We start from the raw sequence: 22,784 nt of genomic DNA on the forward strand, positions 1-22,784 counted from the left end.
GGCACCGGGCGCTGCGCGCGGAGGGCCGTGCGCAGCGTTTGTTTTAAGATCGAAGGACGAGTGATGGCCAACTTTAAGGTATCGATTCCTCAATTCGAGACGACGTTGGAGGTGCGGAGAGGATTCTCGATACTGGACGAGGCGTTGAAGGCAGGGCTCGACTATCCTTATGCCTGCCGTCAGGGCAATTGCTCCTCATGCAAGTCCATATTGCGCAAGGGCACGGTCACGCACAAATCATACGATCCGACTGCGCTCACGGATGAGGAAAAGAACCAAAACGTCATCCTCGCCTGTCGCGCAATGCCCACCAGCGACTGCGAGGTGGAGTTCATAGAGGACGCGGACACATTCACGCCGGCCAAGTACGAGTGCGTCGTGACGTCAATAGACCGCGTGTCATCAGAGATCGCCATCCTCAAGGCCAAGCCATACTCCAGCGCTTCACCCATGTTCTGCGCAGGGCAGTTCGCCACGCTCACCTTCGCCAATCTTCCCGCCAGAGAATATTCGTTCGCCAATCGGCCGGGCGCGGCGGAATTGGAATTTCACATTGAGTATTACAAACACGGGAAGGTCAGTAAGCACGTATACGAGAGGGGCGAACCATCGGATCGGTTTGTCTTGAACGCTCCGTTTGGAAGTGCCTACCTCCGCAAGGAGCATCCAGGACCAATTACGATGGTCGTCGGCGGCACGGGGCTTGCGCCGGCGAAATCGATATTGCTCGACGCCTTGGCATCAATGCCCGGCCGCGAGATACGCATCTATCATTCCGCGCGCGAGGCGAATGGACTTTATCAAAACGAGGAAATGCTGAAGCTCGCCGAAAAGTACCCGAGGTTCGGTTATTTCCCGGTCATTACCAGGGGCAACGGTGTGGATGCTGCCAGGACGACCGACGTTTTTATTGAGCTCAGGCGTCACTTCGAGACGCTTCACGGACACAAACTCTATACCTGCGGTTCGCCTGGACTTGTTGCCAATTGCCAGAAGTTTGCAATCGAGATGGGGGTCAGCCCATCCGACTGTCATGCCGATCCCTTCGTCTCGGCATCCGCGATGGTAGCGGAATAGATCCGTTCGCCGTCTGGGGCTGAGGCAGAGCTCGGGCTTGCCGTTTAGCGGGGGGTGCGGAGGCCTTCCGCTCCCTCGGATTCGACTTCGGCGCATCGACGCGCTTGGAACGGATGACGCGCCGACGTCGGTGTCAAAGGCCTGCTTGCAGATTCACGTTCGACAGTATTCGCAGTGAACCCTCACTTGAGCTGCCAAAAAACTCAGTAGATTCTTGGCTTCGTCATGCTGCGGCTGGCCCGAGCAAAAACAAGGGGCCAGCCGCCAAATTTTGACAGGATCGCGTAGAGGCGATCCTGCACAATAATCACACTGGGAGCCCGAGTGCCGCTTTCCGGCTCGACGCCGCATTTTGGAGGACACGATCGGCGATCATGGCGATCAGCGCCATAGAGATGCCGGCGACGAGCCCGCTTCCGGCATCGGCTTTGCCGAGCGCGATGTAGACTTCCTGACCGAGGTCGGTCGTACCGACCAGGGCTGCGATGACGAGCATCGCGAGCGCATACATGATCGTCTGATTAACCCCGAGCAGAATTTCAGGAACGGCCTGCGGTAATCGGACCTGCCAGAACATTTGCCGTTTCGTGCAGCCTAACGCCAACCCAGCTTCGACGGAGCTGGGCGAAACGTTACGCAAGCCGGCTTCGGTATATTTGATCGCCGGGACGATGGCGTACAGAATGATGGCGATCAGCGCAGTAAAATCGCCGGCCTGGAAAAACATCAAAGCGGGGATGAGCAGAACAAATTGGGGAATGGTCTGCAGACTGTCGTTGATGGGCCGTAGCAGAGCAGAAAGATGATCGTTGTTTGCTGCGGCAGCTCCCAACGAAACTCCGATCACGATGCAGATCGCGACGGCTGCTACGCACAAATAGACCGAGAGCATTGCTGCCGGCCAAAATCCGGAGACTAGAATGAAGAGCTGCGCCAAGAGTGCGAAGGCAGCCGTGGGAAACCCGCCCGCCTGATAAGCCCCGAGGGTGATAATCGCGATGAATACGGGCCAGGGGATGCCGGTGGTGCCATAGAACAAGAGGATCGCCATCGCTGCGATAATCGACGCCGCCGTCCGGCCGGAGTAGACTGCCGCAGCGCCGACGGCGAGGGCAGCGACCGCCCAATAGCCGATCTGCACAGGCCCATCGAACGAAAAGCCCCAGGTCATCGGCGTGACAGCCTGAGCGAGACCGATCTTGAGCGGCAGCAAAAAGTAGTAAAAGGCAATCGTTTTCAGAGAAGTGAGTGTCGCGCCGTAGTTCACGGTAATCCACTCCACGGCGGTATCCAGTGGCGCCGCCGGCCGGATCACCCAAGCGTCGGGCCAGACCCAGAGAGAAGGCACGAGGCTCGCGATCACTACCGACGCAATTAACGCTACCATCGAAGCCGCCCAGAAGTGGCGATTTGTGTGAATTTGATCGCCGTGGACGTAGCGGTTCGTGAAGCCGCAGCTGATACGATCGAGGATCATAGCCAAGACCGCGATGACGACGCCTGCGGCGAGGCTTTCTCCAAATTGCGCTTTGCGCATCGTGCTGAGGACTTCCCAGCCTATGTCTTGTGAGCCGCCGATGACGGAAGCGATGATGATCATCGAGAACGCGGCCATGGTGGTCTGATTGAGCCCCACCAGCAGCTGCGGCGTCGCGGCGGGTACACGCACCCACCAGAACTCCTGTAAGGGCGTGCAGCCGCTCATGCGCCCAGATTCACGTAATTCCGGCGGCACTCGTTGAAGGCCGAGGATTGTGTTCCGGATCATTGGAGGCATGGCATAAATGATGCTGGTGATCAGACCTACAACTGGACCAAAGCCGAACAACAGCAAAATCGGAATAAGATATGCGAACGTCGGAATCGTCTGCATAAAATCGAGGCCGGCTTGCGTAGCTGTGTTCAAGCGGGGGTAGCGAGCCGCGAGAGTTCCGATGGCAAAGCCCAACAGAATGGCAATGGGGATGGCTAGGCCGATCTGAGCAATCGTGTTCATCGTCGGCGTCCAGAAGCCAACGGAGACGATGTACAGGAACGATGCCAGTGTGAAACACGCTGTGCGAAGGCCCGCTGTCCAATACGCGAGAAGGAAAAATGCCAATGTCACCGTGCTCCACGGTGTCCAGTAGAGCAACGCGCGGCCGGCGGACATCGGCGCACCAATAATTTGGCTCAGGATGCGTGTCGCACCCTGCAGGCCTACGACGACGGGAGCCAGTACGGCGTTCGTCCACGCGGCAATGGGAAGGTTCCAATGCTCGGGAAACGTTCCCAACCAAGTTACATTCGGGGCGGCATGCAATGCGATCGCGGTGAGGAGGCCCATTAGGAGCCACGACATCTCTTTCCACGACATGTCGAGCGCGGCGGCGAGTTTAGATCCTGTTTGGCGTTCTCCACTCACAGCGTGATCCTCGACTTAGCTGCGAGCGCTTGAATGACTTGCAACGCCGAAAGGCTACCGATCTCCTGCCCGTCCTCGTCGCAGACATTGAGGACACTGCTCTCATTGCGGAACAACGTCATCGCTTCTTCGAGCTTGGCCGAAGCAGAGATCGTCGCGGTGGCTGTGGCGCGACGCTCATCTGCGATGTGTCGGTTCATGATCGCGCCGACACGCAACACTTTCGCCAGCGGTGCATCGCCGACGAACGAGCGAACGTAGTCGTTGGCAGGGCGCGAGACCAACTCCTCCGGCGTGCCGACCTGTACGACAAAGCCATCCTTCATCACGCAAATACGATCCGCGAGACGCATGGCTTCTATGAAGTCGTGCGTGACGAAGACGATCGTTTTCTTGAGCTGCTTTTGCAGGCGAAGAAACTCGTCCTGCATTTGACGACGGATGAGGGGGTCAAGCGCGCTGAACGGCTCGTCGAGAAACCAAACCTCGGGGCCAACCGCCAACGATCTAGCAATACCGACGCGCTGCTGTTGACCGCCGGATAGTTGGCGCGGATATGCATCCTCGCGGCCGTGAAGCCCGACGAGTTCAATCATTTCGTGCGCGCGGGCCAGCCGTTCTTGCTTTGGCTTTCCTTGGATTTTGAGAGGGAAGGCGACGTTATCGATGACCGTTAAATGCGGCATCAACCCGAAATGTTGGAAGACCATCCCCATCTTGTGACGTCGGACATTAATGAGGTCGCGCTCGGTCAGTTTGGAGATATCTTGGCCATCGAGCACGACCTGACCGTGAGAGAGGTCAAGCAGACGCGCGAGGCAGCGTAGCACCGTGGACTTGCCAGACCCGGACAATCCCATAATGACGAAGATTTCCCCCTCGGGAATGTCGAGAGAAACGTTGGCAACGGCTGGTATGTGCTTCTCATCTCGCATGCGCCTTGCGAGCAGCTGCGGATCGATGATGTAGCCCTTGGTATCGAAGTAATAGCCCACCTTCGGACCATAGACTTTCCAGAGATTTGCGCAGGCGAGCTTGGCATTGGATGACACTGGATGTGGAGTGTACGCATCTCTCAATTGAAAGTTCACTTTTGATCCCTCCCGCCCGTAGGGGCGTCGCTCTTTGCAGCAATTGGCAGACGCGCCCAGGATCGAGCGCGCCTATTCTTCTGTCGGGATTAGTTGCTGGCGGTCGCGGTGGTCACCCACGGCTTCCAAGTCCCTTCGTGGGATTTCAACCACTCGGCAACAACGCCGTCGAGCTTGCGACCTTTCTGGTCGATCTCATAAACCACCTTGCCCTGCTCGGTGCCATCAAACTGGAAATTCTTGAGAACGTTGAAGGCAGCCGGCCACTGTTTCTCCATCCCAACCCAGGCCGATTTGACGACGCGCGCCTGCGGAAAGCCGCAGTCGTCAATCGTATCCGTATTGGGGCCGACTTTGGGATCGGTTGCGCACGCGTCGCTGTAGGGCGGGTCAATCTGCACCCAGTCCATATCGTAAACCGCATGGACCCAGTGCGGCTTCCAAAACATCAGAACCAGCGGCGCCTTCTTGAGGAACGCCGCTTTGATTTCTGCGATCTCGGCTCCTTCGCTGCCGGCGGGCACTGCAACGAACGGAAGCTTCATTCCCGCGACGAGCTTAGCGGATGCTGTTCCCCAATCTGAGGGATAGGCAAGGATGCGCCCCTTTGGAAACGTTTCGGGAGTTGCGAGCTTATCTTTGCAAGCAATCAGCCCTTCGAGCTTCGGCAGCCCTGGGCACATCTGCTCCATGTATTTGGGATAGGCCCAGCCCTCATAATTGTTCAGCCCAAGCAGTCCCAGCTCAACGATAGTCTTGGTCTCGAGGGCCTTGGGATAGGCTTCACCGACAAGATTTGTCCAAACTTCAGGCTGGGTCGTCAGCTTGCCTTCTTGCATTGCAGTAAACTGCGGCATGGCCCCAGCGGTGACGTATTCGACCTTGTACCCCATGGATTCATAGATGCCGCCCAGAACTTTGGCCGTCACGTTTTGACCGGTCCATTCGTTAAGCGCGATTTTAATGGGCTCTTTCGATTCAGGAACAGAAGCAGCGTTTACATCGCACGTAAACGCAAGAAGTCCGAGCGAGACAAGGAGAGAGGTGACGAGCTGGCGGGACATGAGAATTCTCCGGTTGGGAGCTGAGGTCACCAGCAAAAGCCTGCGGCACGTCAAAGCCAATGGTGCCAGGTGGCACCATAGGTCATGTGGCTGTGCAGCAGTTCGAGGCGAAGAGATAAAAATGGTTCAGTCTCGCACTCATTGAAGGCGCGCTCTCCCAGTCCGGAGGACTGATCCGGTCCTCAGAAAATCGTCAAACGTGACGATAGCGAGGGGTGAAAACCCAACGCGGACACCACCGAATAGTACCAAGCGGCACCATTGTGGCCCCAAGCTCGAGGACGGTAATCGGGATGTGAAAGACACACATCGCGAGGTCGAGCTTGAATGACTATGGAGCGGGCTGAGTTTTGGGGGACGCGACGGATGGGCGTTGCGCTTGTGACAGCCTCGGCTGTTTGCTGGAGCACGGCAGGTTTATTTGTACGCTTGGCTAACCTCGACGTCGCGACGCTTGTCGTCTGGTACTCGATGTCGGCGTGTATTGGGCTTGGCCTCGTTTGCGCCCTTCGCCTCCGTGGTGGTCTGTGGCGGGCAATCCTAGAAATCGGTTGGCCGGGCTTGGTGTACGTGATCATCGCCGCATTGTGCGCGACGAGCTACGTCCTCGCGTTGCAGTACACAAGCGTCGCGAATGTGATGACGATCTACGCGTCACTGCCTCTTGTCGCGACGGCTGTCGCTTTCCTCTGGTTGGAAGAGCGCGTCAGTCGCCAGTTTATTGTGGTGGGCCTCATTTCAATAGCCGGCATCGCTATCACCGCAGGCGCCGCCGCGACGATCAATGATGCCATCGGACTGATCGTAAGTTTTTTGATGACTGTCACGTTCGCAGTCATGCTCGTCGTCTCAAAGCGTTATGCCAACCTTGATGTTCTTCTGGCCAGCGCGATTGCTGCAGGGTTAGCGGCCGCCGTTTGCGCCCCCTTTATGAATTACGGAGTGCCTTCACTCATTCAACTCACCGGATGCGTCCTCTACGGGCTCCTTGCCTACGGACTCGGCATCAACCTCGCGCTGGTCGGTGGACGCATGATCAAGTCCGGGGAAGCCGGGCTCCTCACCATGCTCGAGATCGTTCTTGGGCCGATATGGGTCTGGCTGTTCTTCGGCGAGGAACCGACGATTGAAGCCGTCGTAGGTGCCGCCACCGCGCTGGGCGCGGTCACCTGGTACCTATCGGTCGAAAGGCAACCCTTGCCGGAGCCAGCGCCCAGCTGAAGCCCAAAGGCACGCGAAAGCCACATCCCGCATTCGCCACTAACAATCTCGCGCGCCAGTGAGAAGACTGATCGCAGAATTTCAACCCGCCAACTCAACGCGAATAACGTCGAAAGGACACGATATGACAGAGCGAATAGCGATAATTGGCGCTGGCCCGAGCGGCATGGCAGTTTTGCGCGCATTCGAAAGCGCACGGCGCAAGGGCGCGCAAATTCCCGAGTTGGTCTGTTACGAGCGTCAAAACGATTGCGGTGGAATCTGGAATTATACATGGCGCACTGGAACCGACGAGCACGGAGAGCCGGTCCACGCCAGCATGTATCGCTATCTGTGGTCAAACGGACCGAAGGAATGCCTTGAGTTCGCGGACTACTCGTTCGAAGAGCATTTCGGCCGCCCAATTCCCTCTTTCCCTCCGCGTGCGGTGCTTCATGACTACATCAAGGGTCGCATCGTGCGCAGCGGCATCCTCCCTTACATCAAACTTAGACACACGGTGCGGAGCGTATCCTTCAATAAAGATACGCAGAAATTCACGGTCGCTGTCAAAGATCTGGCCAACGACAGGATCTCATCATCCGAGTTTGATTATGTCTTCTGCTGCAGTGGACACTTTTCGACGCCAAACGTACCGGAATTTCCTGGGCTCGATAAATTTCTCGGACGCACGCTGCACTCTCACGACTTCCGTTCCGCAGACGAGTTCTCGGGCAAGAATGTGCTGTGTGTAGGCGCCAGCTACTCATCGGAAGACATCGGTATTCAGTGCTACAAGTATGGCGCCAAATCCGTCACGTTCTCTTGGCGTACGAAGCCCATGGGCTTCAAGTGGCCGAAAGGTATGGAAGAGGTGCCGCTCCTCGAAAAGGTCGTCGGCAGGACTGCTTATTTTAAGGACGGGAGGAAGAAGGATGTGGACGCGATCATCCTTTGCACGGGCTACCTCCACCATCATCCATTCATGGAGGACTCGTTGCGCCTGAAGTCGCGCAACAGGCTTTACCCGCTGTCCCTCTACAAGGGCATCTTTTGGCTCGACAACCCGAAGCTGATGTACATCGGCATGCAAGACCAGTTCTACACGTTCAACATGTTCGATGCTCAGGCTTGGTACGCACGCGACGTCGTTCTCGGACGCATCAAACTGCCGTCACGAGTCGAACAGGAAGCCGATATCCAAAGGTGGACAGAAAAAGAAGAGGCGATCGTCGATGCTACCGAGGCAATCGATTTTCAGACAGAGTACGTCCGTGATCTGATTACACCGACGGACTATCCGCGTCTCGATGTCGATGGCGTGGCGAAGACGTTCAAGCGGTGGGAACACCATAAGATGGATAACATTCTCACTTACCGCGATCAGTCGCACACGTCGCTGCAAACGGGCACGACGGCGCCCGCCCATCACACCCCGTGGATGCAAGCCCTCGACGATTCGTTGGAGGCGTTCCTCAATAAGCCGGACACGAAGGCAGCTGCCGAATAGCGGCGGCCATTTGCAAGAATGGCGAATCGGTCTCGCTGAGAGATCGGTTCGCTGACCTGCTCAGTACTGAGCTCCGGGAGGCGTTGATTTGTTCGTGGCAGACCATTCCTTGCTCGAACCGTCCACCTTCCGTTGTGAAGGTAAAACGGCTGGGCGTCGGCAAAGGATGCGGACGCAGCGCTACATCCTGATAACCCATCTGGAAAAGCTGCTGTTCACCTTGAGGCCCATCTCTTTCGCGAGCTTGAGAAGAGCGCGCTCGAAGCGGGTGCGGCGGATTCCCTGGTCGAGGCGTCGCGGATCGTTCGGAGCAACGGTAGTTCTATAGACCGATGATCAAACCGGTCCATTAGAGGTGCGGAATTCTCGGAAAGCTAAGAGTGCCGTTGGACACCTATCTACCGAAGGACGAAGAATGCAGTTCACTCGGATTTTTTGGGGCCAACGGGCACCAGCCAAGTTGCGGGCCAACCTCGTTACGTCATTACGACACGGTGGAGGGCTCAGTCTCTTTTGAGAGGTACCACCCCACCGAGCCCAAGACGATAGCGCCACCAACTAATGCATAATCTGTCGGTCTCTCTCCAAAGAATAGCCACACCCAAATGGGGCCGAGCACCACGTCCAACATCGTAATGAACGCCGCTTCTCCGGACTTTACCCGGCGACCACCGGCCAGAACGAGCGGAAGTCCAACGGCAAGTGGTATAATTCCGTATAAAACGCCGCCGAGAAGCTGAGTACGTGTTGACGAAACTAAGTCTGCGAATGGCAGAAACAACACGGCCGAAACACCGGCGGAAAGAGCAGTGATGAGCAGAATGTCCATCTTTGGGTAGCGTTTGGCGAGAACCAGCTGCACCGCAAAACATGACGTCATCATAAATGCTGCAATCAGTCCGAAAATGTCATTTGCCGTACCAACGGCGCCCGCAGTGATTGCGACGCCCAGCATAGCTGTCCCCCCCGAGAGTAAGAAGCGTTTGCTAACTCGCTCCTTTAGCAAAAAAAATGCGGCGATGGTCGCCGCAAAAGGCAAAGAAGCGTAAATTGTCATAACGTTCGCGACGCTTGTGGAGTTCAAGGCAATGACATAGCTTGTGGTATTCAGGGTCGAAATAAAAATATAAAGAATTTCGGGGGTCCCTATAATCGATATTTGACGGATTAGTTCGCCTCGAACCTGAGCGGCGCAGATTATTAAGAGGGCTAGACACGCCGAGACGGACGACCAGAAAATTAACGTCGCTGAATCAAGGTTGGCAACACGGACAAAAAGCCCAGCAGTGCTCCAGCAAATTGCCGACGCGGCGACTAAAGCGACGCCCAACTGCCGTGATCTGACGTCCCCCGCTGAAGCCATTTAATGTCCTTCTCAATTTCGCATTTGTTTCGGATCTAAACAGTCGCCATGGAATGAAGAATGCGATCGATGATCTCATCCATTTGATCGCGTCCAAAACACTGATAACACTGATAATGTCCTGGGAACACGGTCTTCATTGGCAACTTTCGAATCCGCTTCAGGCTCTCTAACAATGTGATGGAATCATCTGAAGCGAATTCTCGACCTCGTACAGGATCGTCGTACAGGGTATCGCATGTAAACAAACTGCCTGTCGCCGCTTCCCATAGCACCATACTGCCCGGTGTTACTCCGGGGACATGAAGACCTTCTAGGTGCCGATCGCCTAAATCGATGATGTCACCATCGTCAAAGCATATGGTCGGAGGAGCGCCCCGCATCTGATAGGATTTGATCTCGAATCCGTCATAGGGCAATGCATTGAGCATGCTTTCCTCGACGTAGGTTGATACGACGGATGATTCGAGGGTCGGATTGGCGATTTTATCGGCGTCCAATCGATGACATCCTCTTTCACTGAAGAAATGAAGCCCGCCAGCGTGATCGTAGTAGCAGGCGCACGCTACTGCGATGATCGGCTTATCGACAATCGCATCGATCACCGGGCGAGGTGACACGATGCCCGTTCTCCTGTCGATAATGAGATCCCGCTTTGAGCCTCGTACAAGCCAAATATTCCCAGCGAGATAAGGGTCAGCCCAGATCTCGCGCAAACGCACGATCTTATGATCGCAAGCCTCTACGCCATACCAGAACTCGGCGATGGGTTTTTGCATGATGGTCTTTTTCTAACCAAGCAAACTATTTTGCGAAGTGGTCCGATACTATTTTGAACCGCGTCGTTTCGTGCCTTCGGTTCGAGTGGGGACCTATTCGGTCCGTAGATGCCTTCAGGCGCGCACGGGCGAAGCAGCGAGTTTATTGCAACATCCTTCCTTTGCCATGGTGCCTATGGGCACCCATTTTGCCATTTGAAAGACAGAGTGTGATGACGTCTGGTCAGCGGGGAAAGCTGTTTCCGACGAGGTCTCGTTGCTGGGTTGTTGCGGATCAAATCAATGCCCGGTGACCATCACGGTGTCCACCGGCACCATTGTGCGGAAAATTAGTGCGTGTATCCTCAAGCGCACTTGAGCCTGTTTACGCGCGCAGGGGAGCCGGAGCGAAAATCCTCCTGTCCTCTCCGGCTCAACCGTGCAACTCATAATGAAGTCATTTCGGCGGGAATACATCGGTCAAAGCACAGTGTTGGATACTGTCTCGGTTAGAGATCAATTCCTCCACCGACGGCTCGCAACGCATGGCGCGTGCGATGGCAAGCGTTGTCGCCTCGTAATTGCAGTGATATGGATCGCTTTTGTCGAGCTCGGCATGGTCTGCACACCGAGGATCGAGCCAGATGGTTAGAATCATGCGAAGTTCGTTGGGCTTGTCCTTCGGCAATATATCTTCTTTGAGGCAGTCGACGATTGCGTCCCCAGTCGCTGCCTGATGAACAGCCCATCGATAAGCGTTCGATAATCGGCATAGTGCGGTATCGGACGCTGGAAAAACAATTGATCGGAAGCGAGCTCGCCCTTGAAGATGTGACCGTTCAGGAGATTCACGCTCGCTTCGATATCTTCAGGAATGAGGAACTGTGAAGCGATTACAGCTGAATCAAAATTTTCCCCGGGCCGACTAATCAAGTTCGGAAGTGTCGAGGTCCACGGCACTAAAACAGCGACATAGGGCTAATAGCTCGCAGAAACCCCGTTAGCTTCCGAGGGCGGGGCAAGAATCGATTGATCGAGTGACGCGCTGCCAGCAGGCAGTCGCGTCACGTCAAAGGTGTCGGCGGCGTGCACTCAAAAGCAAGCGGTGCAACTAACCAGGCAGCTTATGGGCGAGAACGTCCAGCTTGATGATTTCGGGTACGTTTGCAAGCAGATCGCCCGCTTTCACTTTTTCCATCAACGCGGCGGCTACCTTGCCTTCAAGATGCGCGCGCCGGCCATCTTCATCATCGAATGTGTCGAAGATCGCGAAACGAGAGGGACCTTCTTGGACAGCGAACCAGGAGATCGTGCCGACTTCATCATTGACGATGGGAAGCGCGGACCGAAGAAACTCTGCAAGTTGCTTTTCCTTTCCTGGCTGCGCTTCCAAGGGAACGTACAACGCATATTTGCTCATTAGATTTTTCCTAGTTTTAGGCGCCAGTGGCGCATCAAAAAGAGGTGCCCGACGGCGATGCACCGTCGGGCACCTTCAACGGCTTGAGATGGAGGAGCAACTCAAGCAACATCATCCCAGTCGCCGGGTGTCTTTTGTCCCTTCCAGAGGTATGGCTGTTGAAGGCCAATCCCGAACACCAACGGAACGACTAGCGACCAGTTCACGCCCATGTAGGCGTAGGTCAGCAGCTCCTGCATGCTCGAGAACACGGGACCGATCAGTTTGACGAGCAAACTTGCGACGATCACGTCGAGGACGAGGTACGTCAAACAGGCCAGCAATCCTCCCCAAGGCATGGAGATCATCGTGAACGGCCAGTTGTGAGTGATGATCGGCATCGCATAGTTTATCGATGTCGCGGTCATGAAGCAGAGAAGCCAGAAGCTATCGTCGGTGAAATGACCCATGGTCCAGAATGACGATATCGGTGACTTGCTGAAGTCCCAGAAGCCAGCGAGACCTGAAATCTGGAAGCACAAGCATGCCGCCGCGAAGAGGATCGACATGATTACGATCGCTCGTGCAGGCTGGCCCAGGCCCCTGGTGAGAAACGTGAGTGTCCCCGTCGAAAGCCCCACGAGCAAAAACGGAAACCACCACGCGGGAACCCACTTTACTGCCGAATGCGTGATCAGGAAGGTGAGGCCCGTGAACAGGAGGAGATAGATGTAGACTTGCCGATGTGGGGGAAACTTCGAGACAAGGAAGTTGCCGCCTGCGAAGCAGAAGAAGGCAAGAAGGAACCACGTCGTTCCCACTAGAGGGAAAATGCCGTCTGCCCCTGGACCGATCAGGAAAATGAGTTTGGCGCTCCACCAACCCAGAACCCAAGAAGCGAATACGACGGCGATTCCCCGGGTGTTCTTGTTTTCGATGAAATTAAAAGGCCAGAAACTACAAACCACAAAGAAGCAGGCCCACCACGCGGAGAAGATCTGCCAGCTCACATTGTCGAGCCAGAATGACTTCTCGATTTCCTCCCCGGTCCACGGTCCAATTGGATTGGCGATCACCCAGTGATTGACGAGAAAGCAAGAAACGATAGATAGGCCGTAGATCCACAGGAAGCCTCGCACGGCTTCACTGACTCGTAAGGGCGCAACGGATTCGGATATCGTTGCAGTCATGCACATCCTCCTTGTTATTATTTTCTGTGCCTAGCGCCATTCAAAGCCGGCCGACTTGGCCAAGCGGAAGCGAGGCGTGCGAAGTCCTCCGCTCGACGCAATGTCGCGCGGTCAACACGTCCCAGATCAACTTGAAAGCTTTGCCCCGTTAATGGGGGACAGCGCGTGGCGACTGTGCGTTCATTTGCGTTTCCTGGTCGTCGTTTTAGTGAGGATTCTTTGTATCGACCGGTCCATACCGTATACGAGCGCTCCCAGGAAGCAAGCGGAATTGGCAATTCAGAGTCCTGTTATTCGCAGCCCCGCAGCCAAGATCCAAAAAGGGTAAGAATGCCGAACACTCGCAAAGTATTTAAGGGATTGTTGTTCGCGCTCGCCGCATGCGCGCTCTGGTCGACGCTCTACATCCACACGGACTTCATCGCGCCTTACGGCACGGCAGATTTGGCGATTGTGCGTTTCTTGTTTTCAACAGCGCTCGCCCTGTCGGTGGCGGTTCTGAGCGGCAACGCAAGGCGGCTTCTCGTCAATCGGCCCTATCAAGATTGGCTTAGCGCCGGCTTGCTCGGATTTCTTGGTTTCACCGGGTATTTCTTCTTCCTCGCGACCGCGATCAAATACACATCGGAAGTCATCACCGTTTCAATCATCGGGATGATCGCGATCGTGACGATGGTAGCGAACAATCTCATCTACAAAGAGTTTCCGTGGCGCTCGATCGTATTGCCGGTCTTTCTCGCGATCGTTGGTGTTGCGCTCATCGTGGGAGCGCAAATTCAATCGGGTCAGTTTTCGCTGCGGGATATGCGGGGTTGTCTTGGGCTCGCGTCGGCGACTATCGCGCTCGCGATGTGGAGCAGCTATCAGGTGTTGAACAAGCGGGCGTTGCTCAAACGCCCCCTGATGCCGACCGAGGACTGGACCCTACTGACATTGATTGCCGGGGCGGCAGCGCTGCCGCTTCTCATTCTAATGCTGCCGTTTTCTCCGGTTGCAAATGAGTTCGGTTTGTTCACGCAACCCGTGGGCGCTCCGACGCTCGCATTGACGGGCTGGGGATTTTTCTTGGCTCTAGGCGCTTCTCTGCTTTCCCTTTATGCGTGGAACACCGCGCAGACGTATCTTCCCCCGGCGCTTAGCGGACAAAGCGTGGTGCTCTTGCTTCCGATGGTATTCGGGCTCGGATGGCACTACGGACGATTTTCACAAAGTTCGATGCCGATCGGAATTGGTATTGTTTTCCTGTTGGGCTCCGTTGGGGCAACGATCATGCTTAGATATCGAGTTGCGGCCAGAGCGAGCCATGATACGCCCTCGCTCAAATCGGTTGAGGAGCGCAAGGGGCGATATCAATCCGATATGCCCCTCCCGCAGAAACCTATCGGCGCCCCTGGCCGATTTTGACGGACTCCGGCAGGCGTCGAAGCGCCAGCATAGCGATGGTTCCGATGAAGGGCCCGGGAACAAGCGCAACGAAGGCCCATTGCCAGCCGCCAAGATAGTCTGCGAGGACCGGCATCACGCGAATGGCGACAACGGTCAGCGCGAATCCCAATCCGAGCTGAAGTGCCAACGCGGTTCCGATGAAGGCCGAATTCCCGACTTCGGTGACGGCGGCTGCGAATTGCGCGGAATCACCGATGACGGTGATGCCCCAAATGATCGAAACGAGAAGGAAAACCCAAAGCGGAGCTTCGAAAGTGAAGCCGATCAGAATGCAGCACAGTCCGGAAAGGGTCATCATGATCGATGTCGTTGCGGTTCGGCCAATCGTGTCGGCCATCACTCCACCGAGGATGCAACCGATAGTCCCGGAAGCGATGACGGCAAACGTAATCAGTGATGCGCTCGCCAAGTCTAGTCCACGTGCGTGCAAACTCGCTTGCGTGAAGGCGAGGAACCATCCCCACATCGCGTAGAGTTCCCACATATGGCCGAAGTATCCGATGTTCGCCAGCATGACCGGTTTATCGCGGAAGACCTGGCCAATTTTCCGGGGATCGAAAGTCGCCCGAGAGAAGGGATACGGTCCTTCGACTGCAAAGCGCGCCATCAACACTGCGCCGATGACCGTCATTGCAGATGTTGAGCAAACGACAAGCTGCCAATTGAGATTTGATGTCAGCGCGCGCAATAAATGTGGAAATGCCGAACCCAACGTCAAAGCCGCAATCACGCAGCCCAGGGCTAAACCGCGTCCTTGAACGAACCACGTGGAAATGAGCTTCAGAGCCGGCGGATAGACGCCGGCAAGCGCGAGGCCGGTGACGAAACGCAAAAGCATCGCGGTCTCGGCGTTGGGCGCGATGAGGAGACTCAGGTTCGCCGTTGCAGCGAGGACAGCCGACACCGACATCAGCGTTCGCGGCGCAATGATGTCGGGAAGGTTGAAGAGGCCGGCACCAAGAGCACCGACGACGAAGCCGATTTGCACGGCATTCGTCAGCCACGCAATCGATGCGTCATCGAGGGACCAAACAGCGCGAAGTTCGGAGATGATTGCGGTTGCCGAAAACCACGTGGTCATCGAGAGGACGATCGCCAAGCTCAAAATTCCAAGCATCGCCCATCGAGAATTCTCTTTTGCATGCGCATCGGCCTGTGCGGGTGCCAGCATCTCTATTCCTCGATCACGACTGCTTATTTGATTTGGACATTAGGCTGCGTAGCGGTGTGACATAAACCGTCGCAGTGCCCGAGAGGCAGGCGTTGCCCTCGGCATCGTAGATGTTGGTGGAGAGCTCGCAGATCGGCTTGTCATCCCGCACCGAGGTCACCTGAACCTCGGCGGTGATCGTTTCGTCGATGCCCACGGCGCGGCTGAACCGCCAGTTCACGCCCAGAAAGACCGTTCCCGGACCGGGAAGATCTTCGGCTACGATCGCGTTCAAAAGACCTGAAGTTACGCCGCCTTGAACGATGATGCGTCCGAAAACCGAGGCTTCAGCCAAAGCGGCATCGTAGTGGAGGGGATTGTAGTCGCCTGTCATCTCGGAAAAGCGTACGATATCCTGCGCGGTCGTCTTGCGGGATCTGCGAGCGCTAGAGCCGACTTCGGGCTTGCCCTTGATGGTATCTTCCCAGATCGATTTCACAGTTGTCGTCACGGCGCTTGCTCTCCTTTGATTTTCTTATCTGTTGAGGGACGGATCGAGGGGGGATCGAATCCGCCATATGCTGCGGCGCGAGAAATCAACGTGCGCTGCATTTCAGAAATTCTCGAAATGGTGTGGAAAAGAATCGGCTTAAAGCGATGACGAAGATAAGAGGTGGGGCAATCGCAGCCCGATCACTTTCTCGGCTGTTTCGATTGTCGCGTAAAAGCGTCATTTCGGTCGTCGCAAAGTTCTCGATTGTATGCTGTTATTAGATTTTCCGGTCAGCAAATCGGCGCTTGTGTCCGGGTCATTTCTTGGAGGCTTTATTGTCACGTTCAGATTTGAAGTCACCCTCGCAGGCTGGACGTAAGCGGGCGTCTTTGACACATAGCAGTAGTGTACCGACTAGTCCACACACAGAATGGTCTGGTACCAGCGATCGATTTGCACGGAATGCGAAAATGCCCGCGCCAGGGGGTCCTCAGTTCGAACGGATTCAGAAGATTGCCGCAGACTTGTTTGCCACGCGTGGCTACAGGGCGGTTGGTGTCGCGGAGATCGGTGAAGCGGTAGGCCTTGGCCGTGGCGCTCTGTACTATCACATCAGCAGCAAGGAAGACCTGCTGTTCAGCATCGTGGTCAGGTACATCGAAGACTTGGTAGTCGCGGGCAGGGACACTTTGGAGTCGGAGCCGGATCCGAGCAAACGCATCTATCTTCTGAGCCGCAAGCTCATGGCGACGATTTTTGCCAACCTGCCCGAGATGACGGTGTGCTTCAGGGAGGCGGACTGCCTCACCGGCCAACGGCATCGCATCGTGTCAAACCTGCACCAGGCATACCAGGACATCTGGACCAATACGTTCCGCGAAGGCGAAAAGAAAGGCATGTTCCGGCCCTTGCCGAACGTAGCGATCAAGGGAATTCTTGGGATGTACTTCTATAGCTTCCTCTGGCTCACGCCGTCGGGGAAGAGCTCGTCTCGCGAAATTGCCGACGTCTTTGCCGACATGGCGCTGGCAATGGCCGAATCGAAGAACCGCCAGGCCCCGTAAGAGGGCTTTGGCTGGGCACCTAATGGTTTCACCAGTCGTGCGCCAAGCGCTGCCGTTTCGTCGCGAGATAGTGCGCATTGTGAGGGTTGGGTTCAGGCTTCATCGCAATGCGTTCAACGACGTCGATGCCATGGAGCTTTAGCTCCCTCAGTTTATCGGGGTTGTTGGACAACAACCTGATTGCGGTGATCTCCAGATCTCGCAGCGCCTCGCAAGCAAGTGAATAATCTCGCGCGTCAACCGGCGAGCCCACTGCGAGATTTGCATCGACCGTATCCAATCCCTGGTCCTGATGCGCGTAGGCCTGGATCTTCTTGAAAAGGCCGATGCCGCGACCCTCCTGGTAAGGGATATAGACCAGCGCGCCAAACGGAGCGTCCGTAATCATCTGTAGTGCGCTTTGGAGCTGCTGGTGACAGTCGCACCGCAACGAGTGGAATATGTCGCCTGTGACGCATCCAGAATGAATTCTAACCAACGGGATGGCGGCTGGGTGCGCCGTCTCGGTCCGATTGATGAGAACGATCAGTTGTTCGGTCCCATCTCTTGATTGAAATGCGTGAGCCTCCAGAGCGCACTCGTGTCCGAGTAGCTCAATAGGCAACATGGTGGAGGCGACCCGTTCCATTGGCTCGTTTGCGGTTGGCTTCAAACGAACCTCGGTCGGGATTTTCTCGCGGACGCACTCTCGCGAGTATGCGGTCATTTTTTTCGGTCTCCTGGCGCGAGACGATACAAGTCGAGTTCGGGTCCCAATGCGCTGAAGAAGCCATGGGCGTTCGGCATCTCGACTTTTCGAAGCGATTGCGCGTCCAAGACTTCTTTTTCGTCGATGACGTGGCCAGCAGCTAAGATATAGGCGGAGAGCGAATAGACCTCGTCAGGCGTGAGAGAACCTGGCTGGTCGAATGGCATCGTGCGCCAGATGTAGTCGAACAACGTGGTGGCGTAGGGCCAATAGCTCTCGACGGTCTTCACCGGCGTGTTGCTTGTGAGCGTGCCACGGCCGCCGATGAGCTTCGGACCGCCGACTTCTTTGAGACCCTCCAAATGCTCCCCATGACAATGGGCGCAGCGCTGGGCATATAATTCCTTTCCTTCGGCTGCCGTGCCTTTTCCAAGGGGAAGGCCCGTGCCGTCCGGAGGGATCGCGAAGAACTTCGCGAGTTCATCGGCGCTGACCGGCTTGCCAACGTCTATACCAAGTGCATCCGATTGGGCTCCCGTTGCGGACAGGAAGACGACGAGAACAGTGGCGAAGACGTGCCTAAACGTGGACATTCGAAACACTACCGTCGGACGCGACGGCCCAGCTCTGAATTGCGTTATAATGGTAGACGGAGTTGAGACCGCGCGCGGCGATCAGCTCTTTGCGCGAGGGTTGGACGTTGCCGGCGTCGTCAATGCATCGGCTCTGCAAAATTGCGGGCTTTCCGTCCCAGAACCACGGGTAGCTAAAACGTACCGTGGACATGGGCTCTGGATCATTGTCGAGGCGCGCGGGCGCCCATGACTTCCCTCCGTCGAGGGAAAGGTCGACGGCATTGACTCGTCCTCGCCCCGTCCAGGCGAAACCCCTGATGAGATAATAACCCGGTGTCGGAAGCATCATCTCGCCCGACGGGAATGTGATCACCGATTTGGGATCCATAGCCAGCGTGAATTGCTTTGCTCGCCCATCCTTCAGCAAATCCGTGTAGGCGGCAGTCTCTTCATGAGTCATGAAAGGACGATCGCTGACCTGAAGCCGGCGCAGCCATTTGATCTGCGTGTTTCCTTCAAAGCCTGGGAGAATAAGACGAAGCGGATAACCCTGCTCAGGCCGAAGCGATTCACCGTTCTGGCCATAAGCAATGAGCGCGTCGGTCATCAGCTTGTCGATCGGGATGCTGCGCGTCATGACCGCAGCATCAGCCCCTTCTGCGAGCACCCATGCCGCGTTCTCTTTCAATCCGACCTGGCGGGCCAGCGTCGCAAAAGGTACGCCCGTCCACTCGGATGTGCTTAGCAGTCCGTGCGTGACCTGGACGTTCTTTCCCGTCGGTTTTGCCCATTCGTCCAGGGTGTTTCCCGAGCACTCAATGAAGAAGCGGCGGGTGATCGATGGCAGGCTCTTGATGTCTGCCACGGAAAATTTCTTTGGCTGATCGACCAGCCCATGGACATAAAGCGAGTGGCGCGATGGGTCGATCGTTGGAATGCCACCGTGGTGGCGCTCGAAGTGAAGGCCTGAGGGAGTGAGGTTGCCTATGATCGATGCCAATGGCGTGTACGTCCAGGACGTGCCGTCAAGGGGACGCTCGGCCTTGATGCGCGTTTCGGTTTCGAATTGCGAACGCGTTCCGTACCCGCCATCCTCATGAACGCCGCGTGCCATTTCTTTGGTGGGATCTTCAGGCACGTCATACAAGGTTGCACCCGGCGGAGCCTTCGCCTTCTCGGCTTCCGCCGCTCTCGGGGTCATGGCTCCCGCCGTCGATGCCGCCATGGCTGAGAGAAGAAATCCACGGCGATTAAAATCGTTGCGCGGTTTCATTCCTTCGCGACAAGGGCATTCGTCTTCCGATGGCTTCGCGGTTGAGGCGTCTTCTCTTTGTTGCGTCACGCTCGTCTTCTCTGAATTTACGAAAACTGCTGGTCGTGTATGTATCAGTCGGTACAAGAAAAGTCCACATGAACACGGCTGCTTGGAGCGGTGATTTCACAACTCCGAGAGTTCCCAAAAAGCGTCAGCGCGGTGTGAGAATGTGCGCGAAGTCCGTGTCAAACGTTGAAGCCTCGACATCTGAACCGATGTAGCTTTTTGCGAGCGCGCAATCGCGACCAATCTGGTCTTTCAATGCATCCACGCTGACGAACGTTCGTTCGGGCCGGAGGAACGCCACGAACTCAACGATCATCTGCTTGCCGTAAAGGTCGCCGCTGAAATTCAGTATGTGCACTTCAAGTCGAGGGGCGCCGTCATCGAATTGGGGACGGGTCCCGTAACAGGCAACGCCGTCCGCTACTATATCATCTACAAGCACGCGAACCGCGTAGATACCGAAACAAAGGCTCGAACCAAAGCCCGTGGCGATATTGGCCGTGGGAAAGCCGAGTTCTCGTCCGCGCTTGTCGCCGTGAACAATCTCTCCTTCGAAGGTCCATCGGCGACCGAGCATCCGGTTCGCCGACTTTACCTCGCCAAGCGCGAGTTTCGCACGCACTGCCGTGGAGCTGATCGGTTCATCGGTGTCGTAGTCGACTTGAGGCGGAATGAGTTCGACCACCAGGCCCAATCCGGGTCCTATGGACGCGAGCTGTGCCGCGTCTCCGGCACGGTTTAGGCCGAACCGGAAATTGCGGCTGGCGACGATGCCTCTTGCCTCAAACTGCTTGACGAGCACCCCTTCGACAAAGTCTTTGGCAGGCTGCGAAGAGAGGCTCGAGTCGAAGTTCAGTACGATAACTTCGTCTACCCCTGCCTTTCTGAGCAGATAAGCTTTCTCGTCCTGATCGGTTAGCGGAAGCAGCGTTTGATGCGGCTCTAGGAAACTGCGCGGGTGCGGATCGAACGTTATCGCGATGAGCTTCGCCGAATCCATTTTCGCGAGGTTCGATGCACGCTGGACGATATGCCGGTGTCCGAGATGGACGCCGTCGAAATTGCCGATGACGACGTAACCACCGCGAACTCGCTCCGGCAGGTCAACCAGATCCTGCAACTCCAGTGCGGGCTTGCTCGACCCTGGCCCAATCAAGGTCGAACTCAATATTCCGATTTGCATTTTGCCGACATTGCTCGCGATGGTTGCCTATCGGAACTCCGCCAAGTGCTTGCTCAAATGTGAGAGACCAAGCCGTATTTGGCGTCATGATAAATCAGAGGCTTGAGAGCATCCACTCCCGAACCAATGACCTGCCCAACAAACAGCGTGTGTGTTCCAATCGATATCTTCTGTTCCACATTGCATTCGAGGTGCGCTGCCGCTCCCGTAATCAAGGGAACGCCCATTGCGCCGATGGTGTGCTCAACGGTATCGAACTGATTGTCCTGTTTCCCTGCGAAGTGCTCAGCGATATGCTTTTGCCCGTCAGCAAGAATATTGACCGCGTACGCACCTTTGCGGTCGATATGAGGATGCGTGCGCGCGGTGCGGTTGACGGCGATGAGTATGGTCGGAGGCTCCGCGCAAACGCTGCACACCGCTGTCGCGGTGAAGCCGTAGAGTGATCCAGCATCTTCCGTCGATATGACCGTCACGCATCCAGCCAGTTGGCGCATGACCGAGCGAAACGCATTGGCGTCGACCGCCGACGGTTTGGCTTGGAGCGCTTCCCGAATACTGTTAATCGCCGAATGAATCGGTCCCCCCATCTGCATAGTTCAAGGCGCTCCTATTTCCGTTTGTTTTTGTTGAAGAAGGCATGCCGCTTGGGCACGAATGGTTCACAGGGGCTCTTGTCTCACGACTGTGAGGCCGTATCCCTCGATGCCGACAAGTGTTTGCTCTCGGCTCGAGAGCATGATCATTTCCCTCACGCCGAGATCGACCAGTATCTGTGCACCAATTCCGTATTCTCGGAGTTGCGGTCCGGGTCTCGAGTGCGGGCTGCTTTTCCGAATTCGCTCCGAGAGGGCGCCTTGGCGCCCATCGTTCAGGAGAACGATGACGCCTCTTCCTCTGCGCATGATTTTGTACATGGCGCTGCTCAAGCCCTCGCCATCGCGAGAGAGGATGACATCGCTTACGAGATCAGATCTATGGAGACAAACGGGGATGGGACCCGGCTTCGTCACATTGCCTTTGACGAGAACGGCGTGTTCCGATCCATCGACAGTATCACGGTAGATCACGAGCTCCCATTCTCCGAAGCTCGGATGATGAATCGCCGAGGTGGCGACCGCTGTAATCAAGCGTTCATGGCGAAGTCGATACGCGATCAAATCGGCAATCGTGCCGAGCTTTATTTCATGCTGTAGCGCGAACCGCACGAGATCCGGCAAGCGCGCCATCGTGCCGTCGTCGTTCATCACTTCGCAAATGACGCCCGAGGGATTGAGCCCCGCAATACGTGAGACATCGACAGCGGCTTCCGTGTGCCCGGCTCTAACCAGCGTGCCGCCATCGCGAGCAATCAGGGGAAAAATGTGCCCAGGTGTTACGATATCTTTGGACGAACTCTCTGGATTGATGGCGACGGCCACGGTCCGGGCTCTGTCCGCTGCCGAGATGCCCGTCGTCACTCCGGTCTTTGCTTCAATCGATAGCGTGAACGCAGTCTGCAAGCCCGTGGTGCTTGATTGAGCCATGGCGCTCAATTTGAGATGTGACACGCGCTGGGCAGTTAGTGCGAGACATATGAGTCCGCGCGCGTGACGTGCCATAAAATTGATGGCGTCGGCGGTCGCGAACTGCGCAGGGATGACGATGTCGCCCTCGTTCTCGCGACCCTCATCGTCGACGAGAATGAAGCACCGGCCAGCTCTGGCCTCTTCGATAATTTCTTCTGCCGAGCTGATCCCCCAAGAGGGGCTTTCTGAATCGTGGTTGGTGAACATGACGTTCATTGCTTCCGTTCCTTCCCCAATCCC

The 22,784-nt window shown here is 56.2% G+C and carries 20 protein-coding genes and 1 pseudogene; 5 read left to right on the plus strand and 16 right to left on the minus strand.

The features are described from left to right. Positions 1-63 precede the first annotated feature (63 nt). The gene (locus AACL53_RS03025) at positions 64-1,077 is read left to right on the plus strand and encodes a 2Fe-2S iron-sulfur cluster-binding protein (protein WP_339082347.1); all 1,014 of its coding nucleotides are present in this window, start codon (positions 64-66) and stop codon (positions 1,075-1,077) included. A 307-nt stretch (positions 1,078-1,384) separates the two neighbouring features. Here the strand turns inward: AACL53_RS03025 and AACL53_RS03030 are convergent, their stop codons facing one another. The 3 genes from AACL53_RS03030 to AACL53_RS03040 all read right to left on the minus strand — a co-directional run bounded on the left by AACL53_RS03030 (position 1,385) and on the right by AACL53_RS03040 (position 5,636). After that, entirely contained in the window at positions 1,385-3,481 is a 2,097-nt protein-coding gene (locus AACL53_RS03030; RefSeq protein ID WP_339082349.1) for a proline/glycine betaine ABC transporter permease, read from the minus strand. Beyond that, positions 3,478-4,416: a betaine/proline/choline family ABC transporter ATP-binding protein gene (locus tag AACL53_RS03035; protein ID WP_339086865.1), complete on the minus strand. Its 939-nt coding sequence runs from the start codon at positions 4,414-4,416 to the stop codon at positions 3,478-3,480. Before AACL53_RS03035 ends, AACL53_RS03030 begins: the two co-directional genes overlap by 4 nt. Before the next feature lie 245 nt (positions 4,417-4,661). After that, on the minus strand, positions 4,662-5,636 hold the full coding sequence (locus AACL53_RS03040) for an ABC transporter substrate-binding protein (protein ID WP_339082351.1): 975 nt from the start codon (positions 5,634-5,636) through the stop codon (positions 4,662-4,664). Positions 5,637-6,002: 366 nt separating this feature from the next. Here AACL53_RS03040 and AACL53_RS03045 point away from each other — a divergent pair, with 366 nt between their 5' ends. Next, positions 6,003-6,857: a DMT family transporter gene (locus AACL53_RS03045; RefSeq protein ID WP_339082353.1), complete on the plus strand. Its 855-nt coding sequence runs from the start codon at positions 6,003-6,005 to the stop codon at positions 6,855-6,857. A gap of 124 nt (positions 6,858-6,981) precedes the next feature. Next, entirely contained in the window at positions 6,982-8,346 is a 1,365-nt protein-coding gene (locus tag AACL53_RS03050) for an NAD(P)-binding domain-containing protein (RefSeq protein ID WP_339082355.1), read from the plus strand. A gap of 484 nt (positions 8,347-8,830) precedes the next feature. Here AACL53_RS03050 and AACL53_RS03055 read toward each other — a convergent pair whose 3' ends face one another. The 5 genes and pseudogenes from AACL53_RS03055 to AACL53_RS03075 form a co-directional block, all read right to left on the minus strand. Then, entirely contained in the window at positions 8,831-9,709 is an 879-nt protein-coding gene (locus AACL53_RS03055) for a DMT family transporter (protein WP_339082357.1), read from the minus strand. 35 nt (positions 9,710-9,744) lie between these two features. Further along, the gene (locus AACL53_RS03060) at positions 9,745-10,488 is read right to left on the minus strand and encodes an MBL fold metallo-hydrolase (protein WP_339082359.1); all 744 of its coding nucleotides are present in this window, start codon (positions 10,486-10,488) and stop codon (positions 9,745-9,747) included. A 436-nt stretch (positions 10,489-10,924) separates the two neighbouring features. Continuing rightward, positions 10,925-11,209, minus strand: a pseudogene (locus AACL53_RS03065) (formaldehyde-activating enzyme); the annotation flags it as partial. A 369-nt stretch (positions 11,210-11,578) separates the two neighbouring features. Further along, entirely contained in the window at positions 11,579-11,887 is a 309-nt protein-coding gene (locus AACL53_RS03070) for a putative quinol monooxygenase (protein ID WP_339082361.1), read from the minus strand. A gap of 101 nt (positions 11,888-11,988) precedes the next feature. Then, a complete protein-coding gene (locus AACL53_RS03075) occupies positions 11,989-13,056 on the minus strand; it encodes a hypothetical protein (RefSeq protein ID WP_339082363.1) in 1,068 nt (355 codons plus the stop codon). Positions 13,057-13,386: 330 nt separating this feature from the next. Here AACL53_RS03075 and AACL53_RS03080 point away from each other — a divergent pair, with 330 nt between their 5' ends. Further along, positions 13,387-14,460, plus strand: a complete 1,074-nt coding sequence (locus tag AACL53_RS03080; protein ID WP_339082365.1) for a DMT family transporter — start codon at positions 13,387-13,389, stop codon at positions 14,458-14,460. On the opposite strand, the gene AACL53_RS03085 is transcribed toward AACL53_RS03080, so the two are convergent. Together AACL53_RS03085 and AACL53_RS03090 are read right to left on the minus strand one after the other, a co-directional pair. Next, positions 14,435-15,673 (minus strand): nitrate/nitrite transporter, encoded by a 1,239-nt coding sequence (locus AACL53_RS03085; RefSeq protein WP_339082367.1) that lies wholly within the window; start codon positions 15,671-15,673, stop codon positions 14,435-14,437. The genes AACL53_RS03080 and AACL53_RS03085 overlap by 26 nt on opposite strands. A 13-nt stretch (positions 15,674-15,686) precedes the next feature. Next, positions 15,687-16,163, minus strand: a complete 477-nt coding sequence (locus tag AACL53_RS03090; RefSeq protein ID WP_339082369.1) for a MaoC family dehydratase — start codon at positions 16,161-16,163, stop codon at positions 15,687-15,689. A 452-nt stretch (positions 16,164-16,615) separates the two neighbouring features. On the opposite strand from AACL53_RS03090, the gene AACL53_RS03095 reads away from it, so the two are divergent. Further along, positions 16,616-17,209, plus strand: coding sequence for a TetR/AcrR family transcriptional regulator (locus AACL53_RS03095; RefSeq protein WP_339082371.1), 594 nt, complete (start codon positions 16,616-16,618; stop codon positions 17,207-17,209). A 28-nt stretch (positions 17,210-17,237) separates the two neighbouring features. Here AACL53_RS03095 and AACL53_RS03100 read toward each other — a convergent pair whose 3' ends face one another. The 6 genes from AACL53_RS03100 to ribB form a co-directional block, all read right to left on the minus strand. Further along, positions 17,238-17,915, minus strand: a complete 678-nt coding sequence (locus AACL53_RS03100) for a GTP cyclohydrolase II (protein WP_339082373.1) — start codon at positions 17,913-17,915, stop codon at positions 17,238-17,240. Beyond that, positions 17,912-18,490: a c-type cytochrome gene (locus tag AACL53_RS03105; protein WP_339082375.1), complete on the minus strand. Its 579-nt coding sequence runs from the start codon at positions 18,488-18,490 to the stop codon at positions 17,912-17,914. Before AACL53_RS03105 ends, AACL53_RS03100 begins: the two co-directional genes overlap by 4 nt. After that, complete coding sequence (gene soxC, locus AACL53_RS03110) at positions 18,477-19,745, minus strand: sulfite dehydrogenase (RefSeq protein WP_339082377.1); 1,269 nt, start codon at positions 19,743-19,745, stop codon at positions 18,477-18,479. Before soxC ends, AACL53_RS03105 begins: the two co-directional genes overlap by 14 nt. A gap of 193 nt (positions 19,746-19,938) precedes the next feature. Continuing rightward, the gene (locus AACL53_RS03115) at positions 19,939-20,976 is read right to left on the minus strand and encodes a bifunctional riboflavin kinase/FAD synthetase (RefSeq protein ID WP_339082379.1); all 1,038 of its coding nucleotides are present in this window, start codon (positions 20,974-20,976) and stop codon (positions 19,939-19,941) included. A gap of 53 nt (positions 20,977-21,029) precedes the next feature. Then, entirely contained in the window at positions 21,030-21,566 is a 537-nt protein-coding gene (locus AACL53_RS03120) for a flavin reductase family protein (RefSeq protein WP_339082381.1), read from the minus strand. Between the two features lie 72 nt (positions 21,567-21,638). Beyond that, positions 21,639-22,760 (minus strand): 3,4-dihydroxy-2-butanone-4-phosphate synthase, encoded by a 1,122-nt coding sequence (gene ribB, locus AACL53_RS03125; protein WP_339082383.1) that lies wholly within the window; start codon positions 22,758-22,760, stop codon positions 21,639-21,641. Positions 22,761-22,784: the final 24 nt, after the last annotated feature.

This window comes from Hyphomicrobium sp. ghe19 (assembly GCF_902712875.1).
Lineage (GTDB): Bacteria > Pseudomonadota > Alphaproteobacteria > Rhizobiales > Hyphomicrobiaceae > Hyphomicrobium_B.

Bases quoted from the DNA above. Each gene is read 5' to 3' on its own strand.
- AACL53_RS03120 (WP_339082381.1), bottom strand. From the start codon at position 21,566: ATGGGGGGACCGATTCATTCGGCGATTAACAGTATTCGGGAAGCGCTC.
- AACL53_RS03115 (WP_339082379.1), bottom strand. From the start codon at position 20,976: ATGCAAATCGGAATATTGAGTTCGACCTTGATTGGGCCAGGGTCGAGC.
- AACL53_RS03040 (WP_339082351.1), bottom strand. From the start codon at position 5,636: ATGTCCCGCCAGCTCGTCACCTCTCTCCTTGTCTCGCTCGGACTTCTT.
- AACL53_RS03080 (WP_339082365.1), top strand. From the start codon at position 13,387: ATGCCGAACACTCGCAAAGTATTTAAGGGATTGTTGTTCGCGCTCGCC.
- soxC (WP_339082377.1), bottom strand. From the start codon at position 19,745: ATGAAACCGCGCAACGATTTTAATCGCCGTGGATTTCTTCTCTCAGCC.
- AACL53_RS03075 (WP_339082363.1), bottom strand. From the start codon at position 13,056: ATGACTGCAACGATATCCGAATCCGTTGCGCCCTTACGAGTCAGTGAA.
- AACL53_RS03070 (WP_339082361.1), bottom strand. From the start codon at position 11,887: ATGAGCAAATATGCGTTGTACGTTCCCTTGGAAGCGCAGCCAGGAAAG.
- ribB (WP_339082383.1), bottom strand. From the start codon at position 22,760: ATGAACGTCATGTTCACCAACCACGATTCAGAAAGCCCCTCTTGGGGG.
- AACL53_RS03045 (WP_339082353.1), top strand. From the start codon at position 6,003: ATGGGCGTTGCGCTTGTGACAGCCTCGGCTGTTTGCTGGAGCACGGCA.
- AACL53_RS03025 (WP_339082347.1), top strand. From the start codon at position 64: ATGGCCAACTTTAAGGTATCGATTCCTCAATTCGAGACGACGTTGGAG.
- AACL53_RS03085 (WP_339082367.1), bottom strand. From the start codon at position 15,673: ATGCTGGCACCCGCACAGGCCGATGCGCATGCAAAAGAGAATTCTCGA.
- AACL53_RS03050 (WP_339082355.1), top strand. From the start codon at position 6,982: ATGACAGAGCGAATAGCGATAATTGGCGCTGGCCCGAGCGGCATGGCA.
- AACL53_RS03095 (WP_339082371.1), top strand. From the start codon at position 16,616: ATGCCCGCGCCAGGGGGTCCTCAGTTCGAACGGATTCAGAAGATTGCC.
- AACL53_RS03100 (WP_339082373.1), bottom strand. From the start codon at position 17,915: ATGACCGCATACTCGCGAGAGTGCGTCCGCGAGAAAATCCCGACCGAG.
- AACL53_RS03035 (WP_339086865.1), bottom strand. From the start codon at position 4,416: ATGCGAGATGAGAAGCACATACCAGCCGTTGCCAACGTTTCTCTCGAC.
- AACL53_RS03055 (WP_339082357.1), bottom strand. From the start codon at position 9,709: ATGGCTTCAGCGGGGGACGTCAGATCACGGCAGTTGGGCGTCGCTTTA.
- AACL53_RS03060 (WP_339082359.1), bottom strand. From the start codon at position 10,488: ATGCAAAAACCCATCGCCGAGTTCTGGTATGGCGTAGAGGCTTGCGAT.
- AACL53_RS03105 (WP_339082375.1), bottom strand. From the start codon at position 18,490: ATGTCCACGTTTAGGCACGTCTTCGCCACTGTTCTCGTCGTCTTCCTG.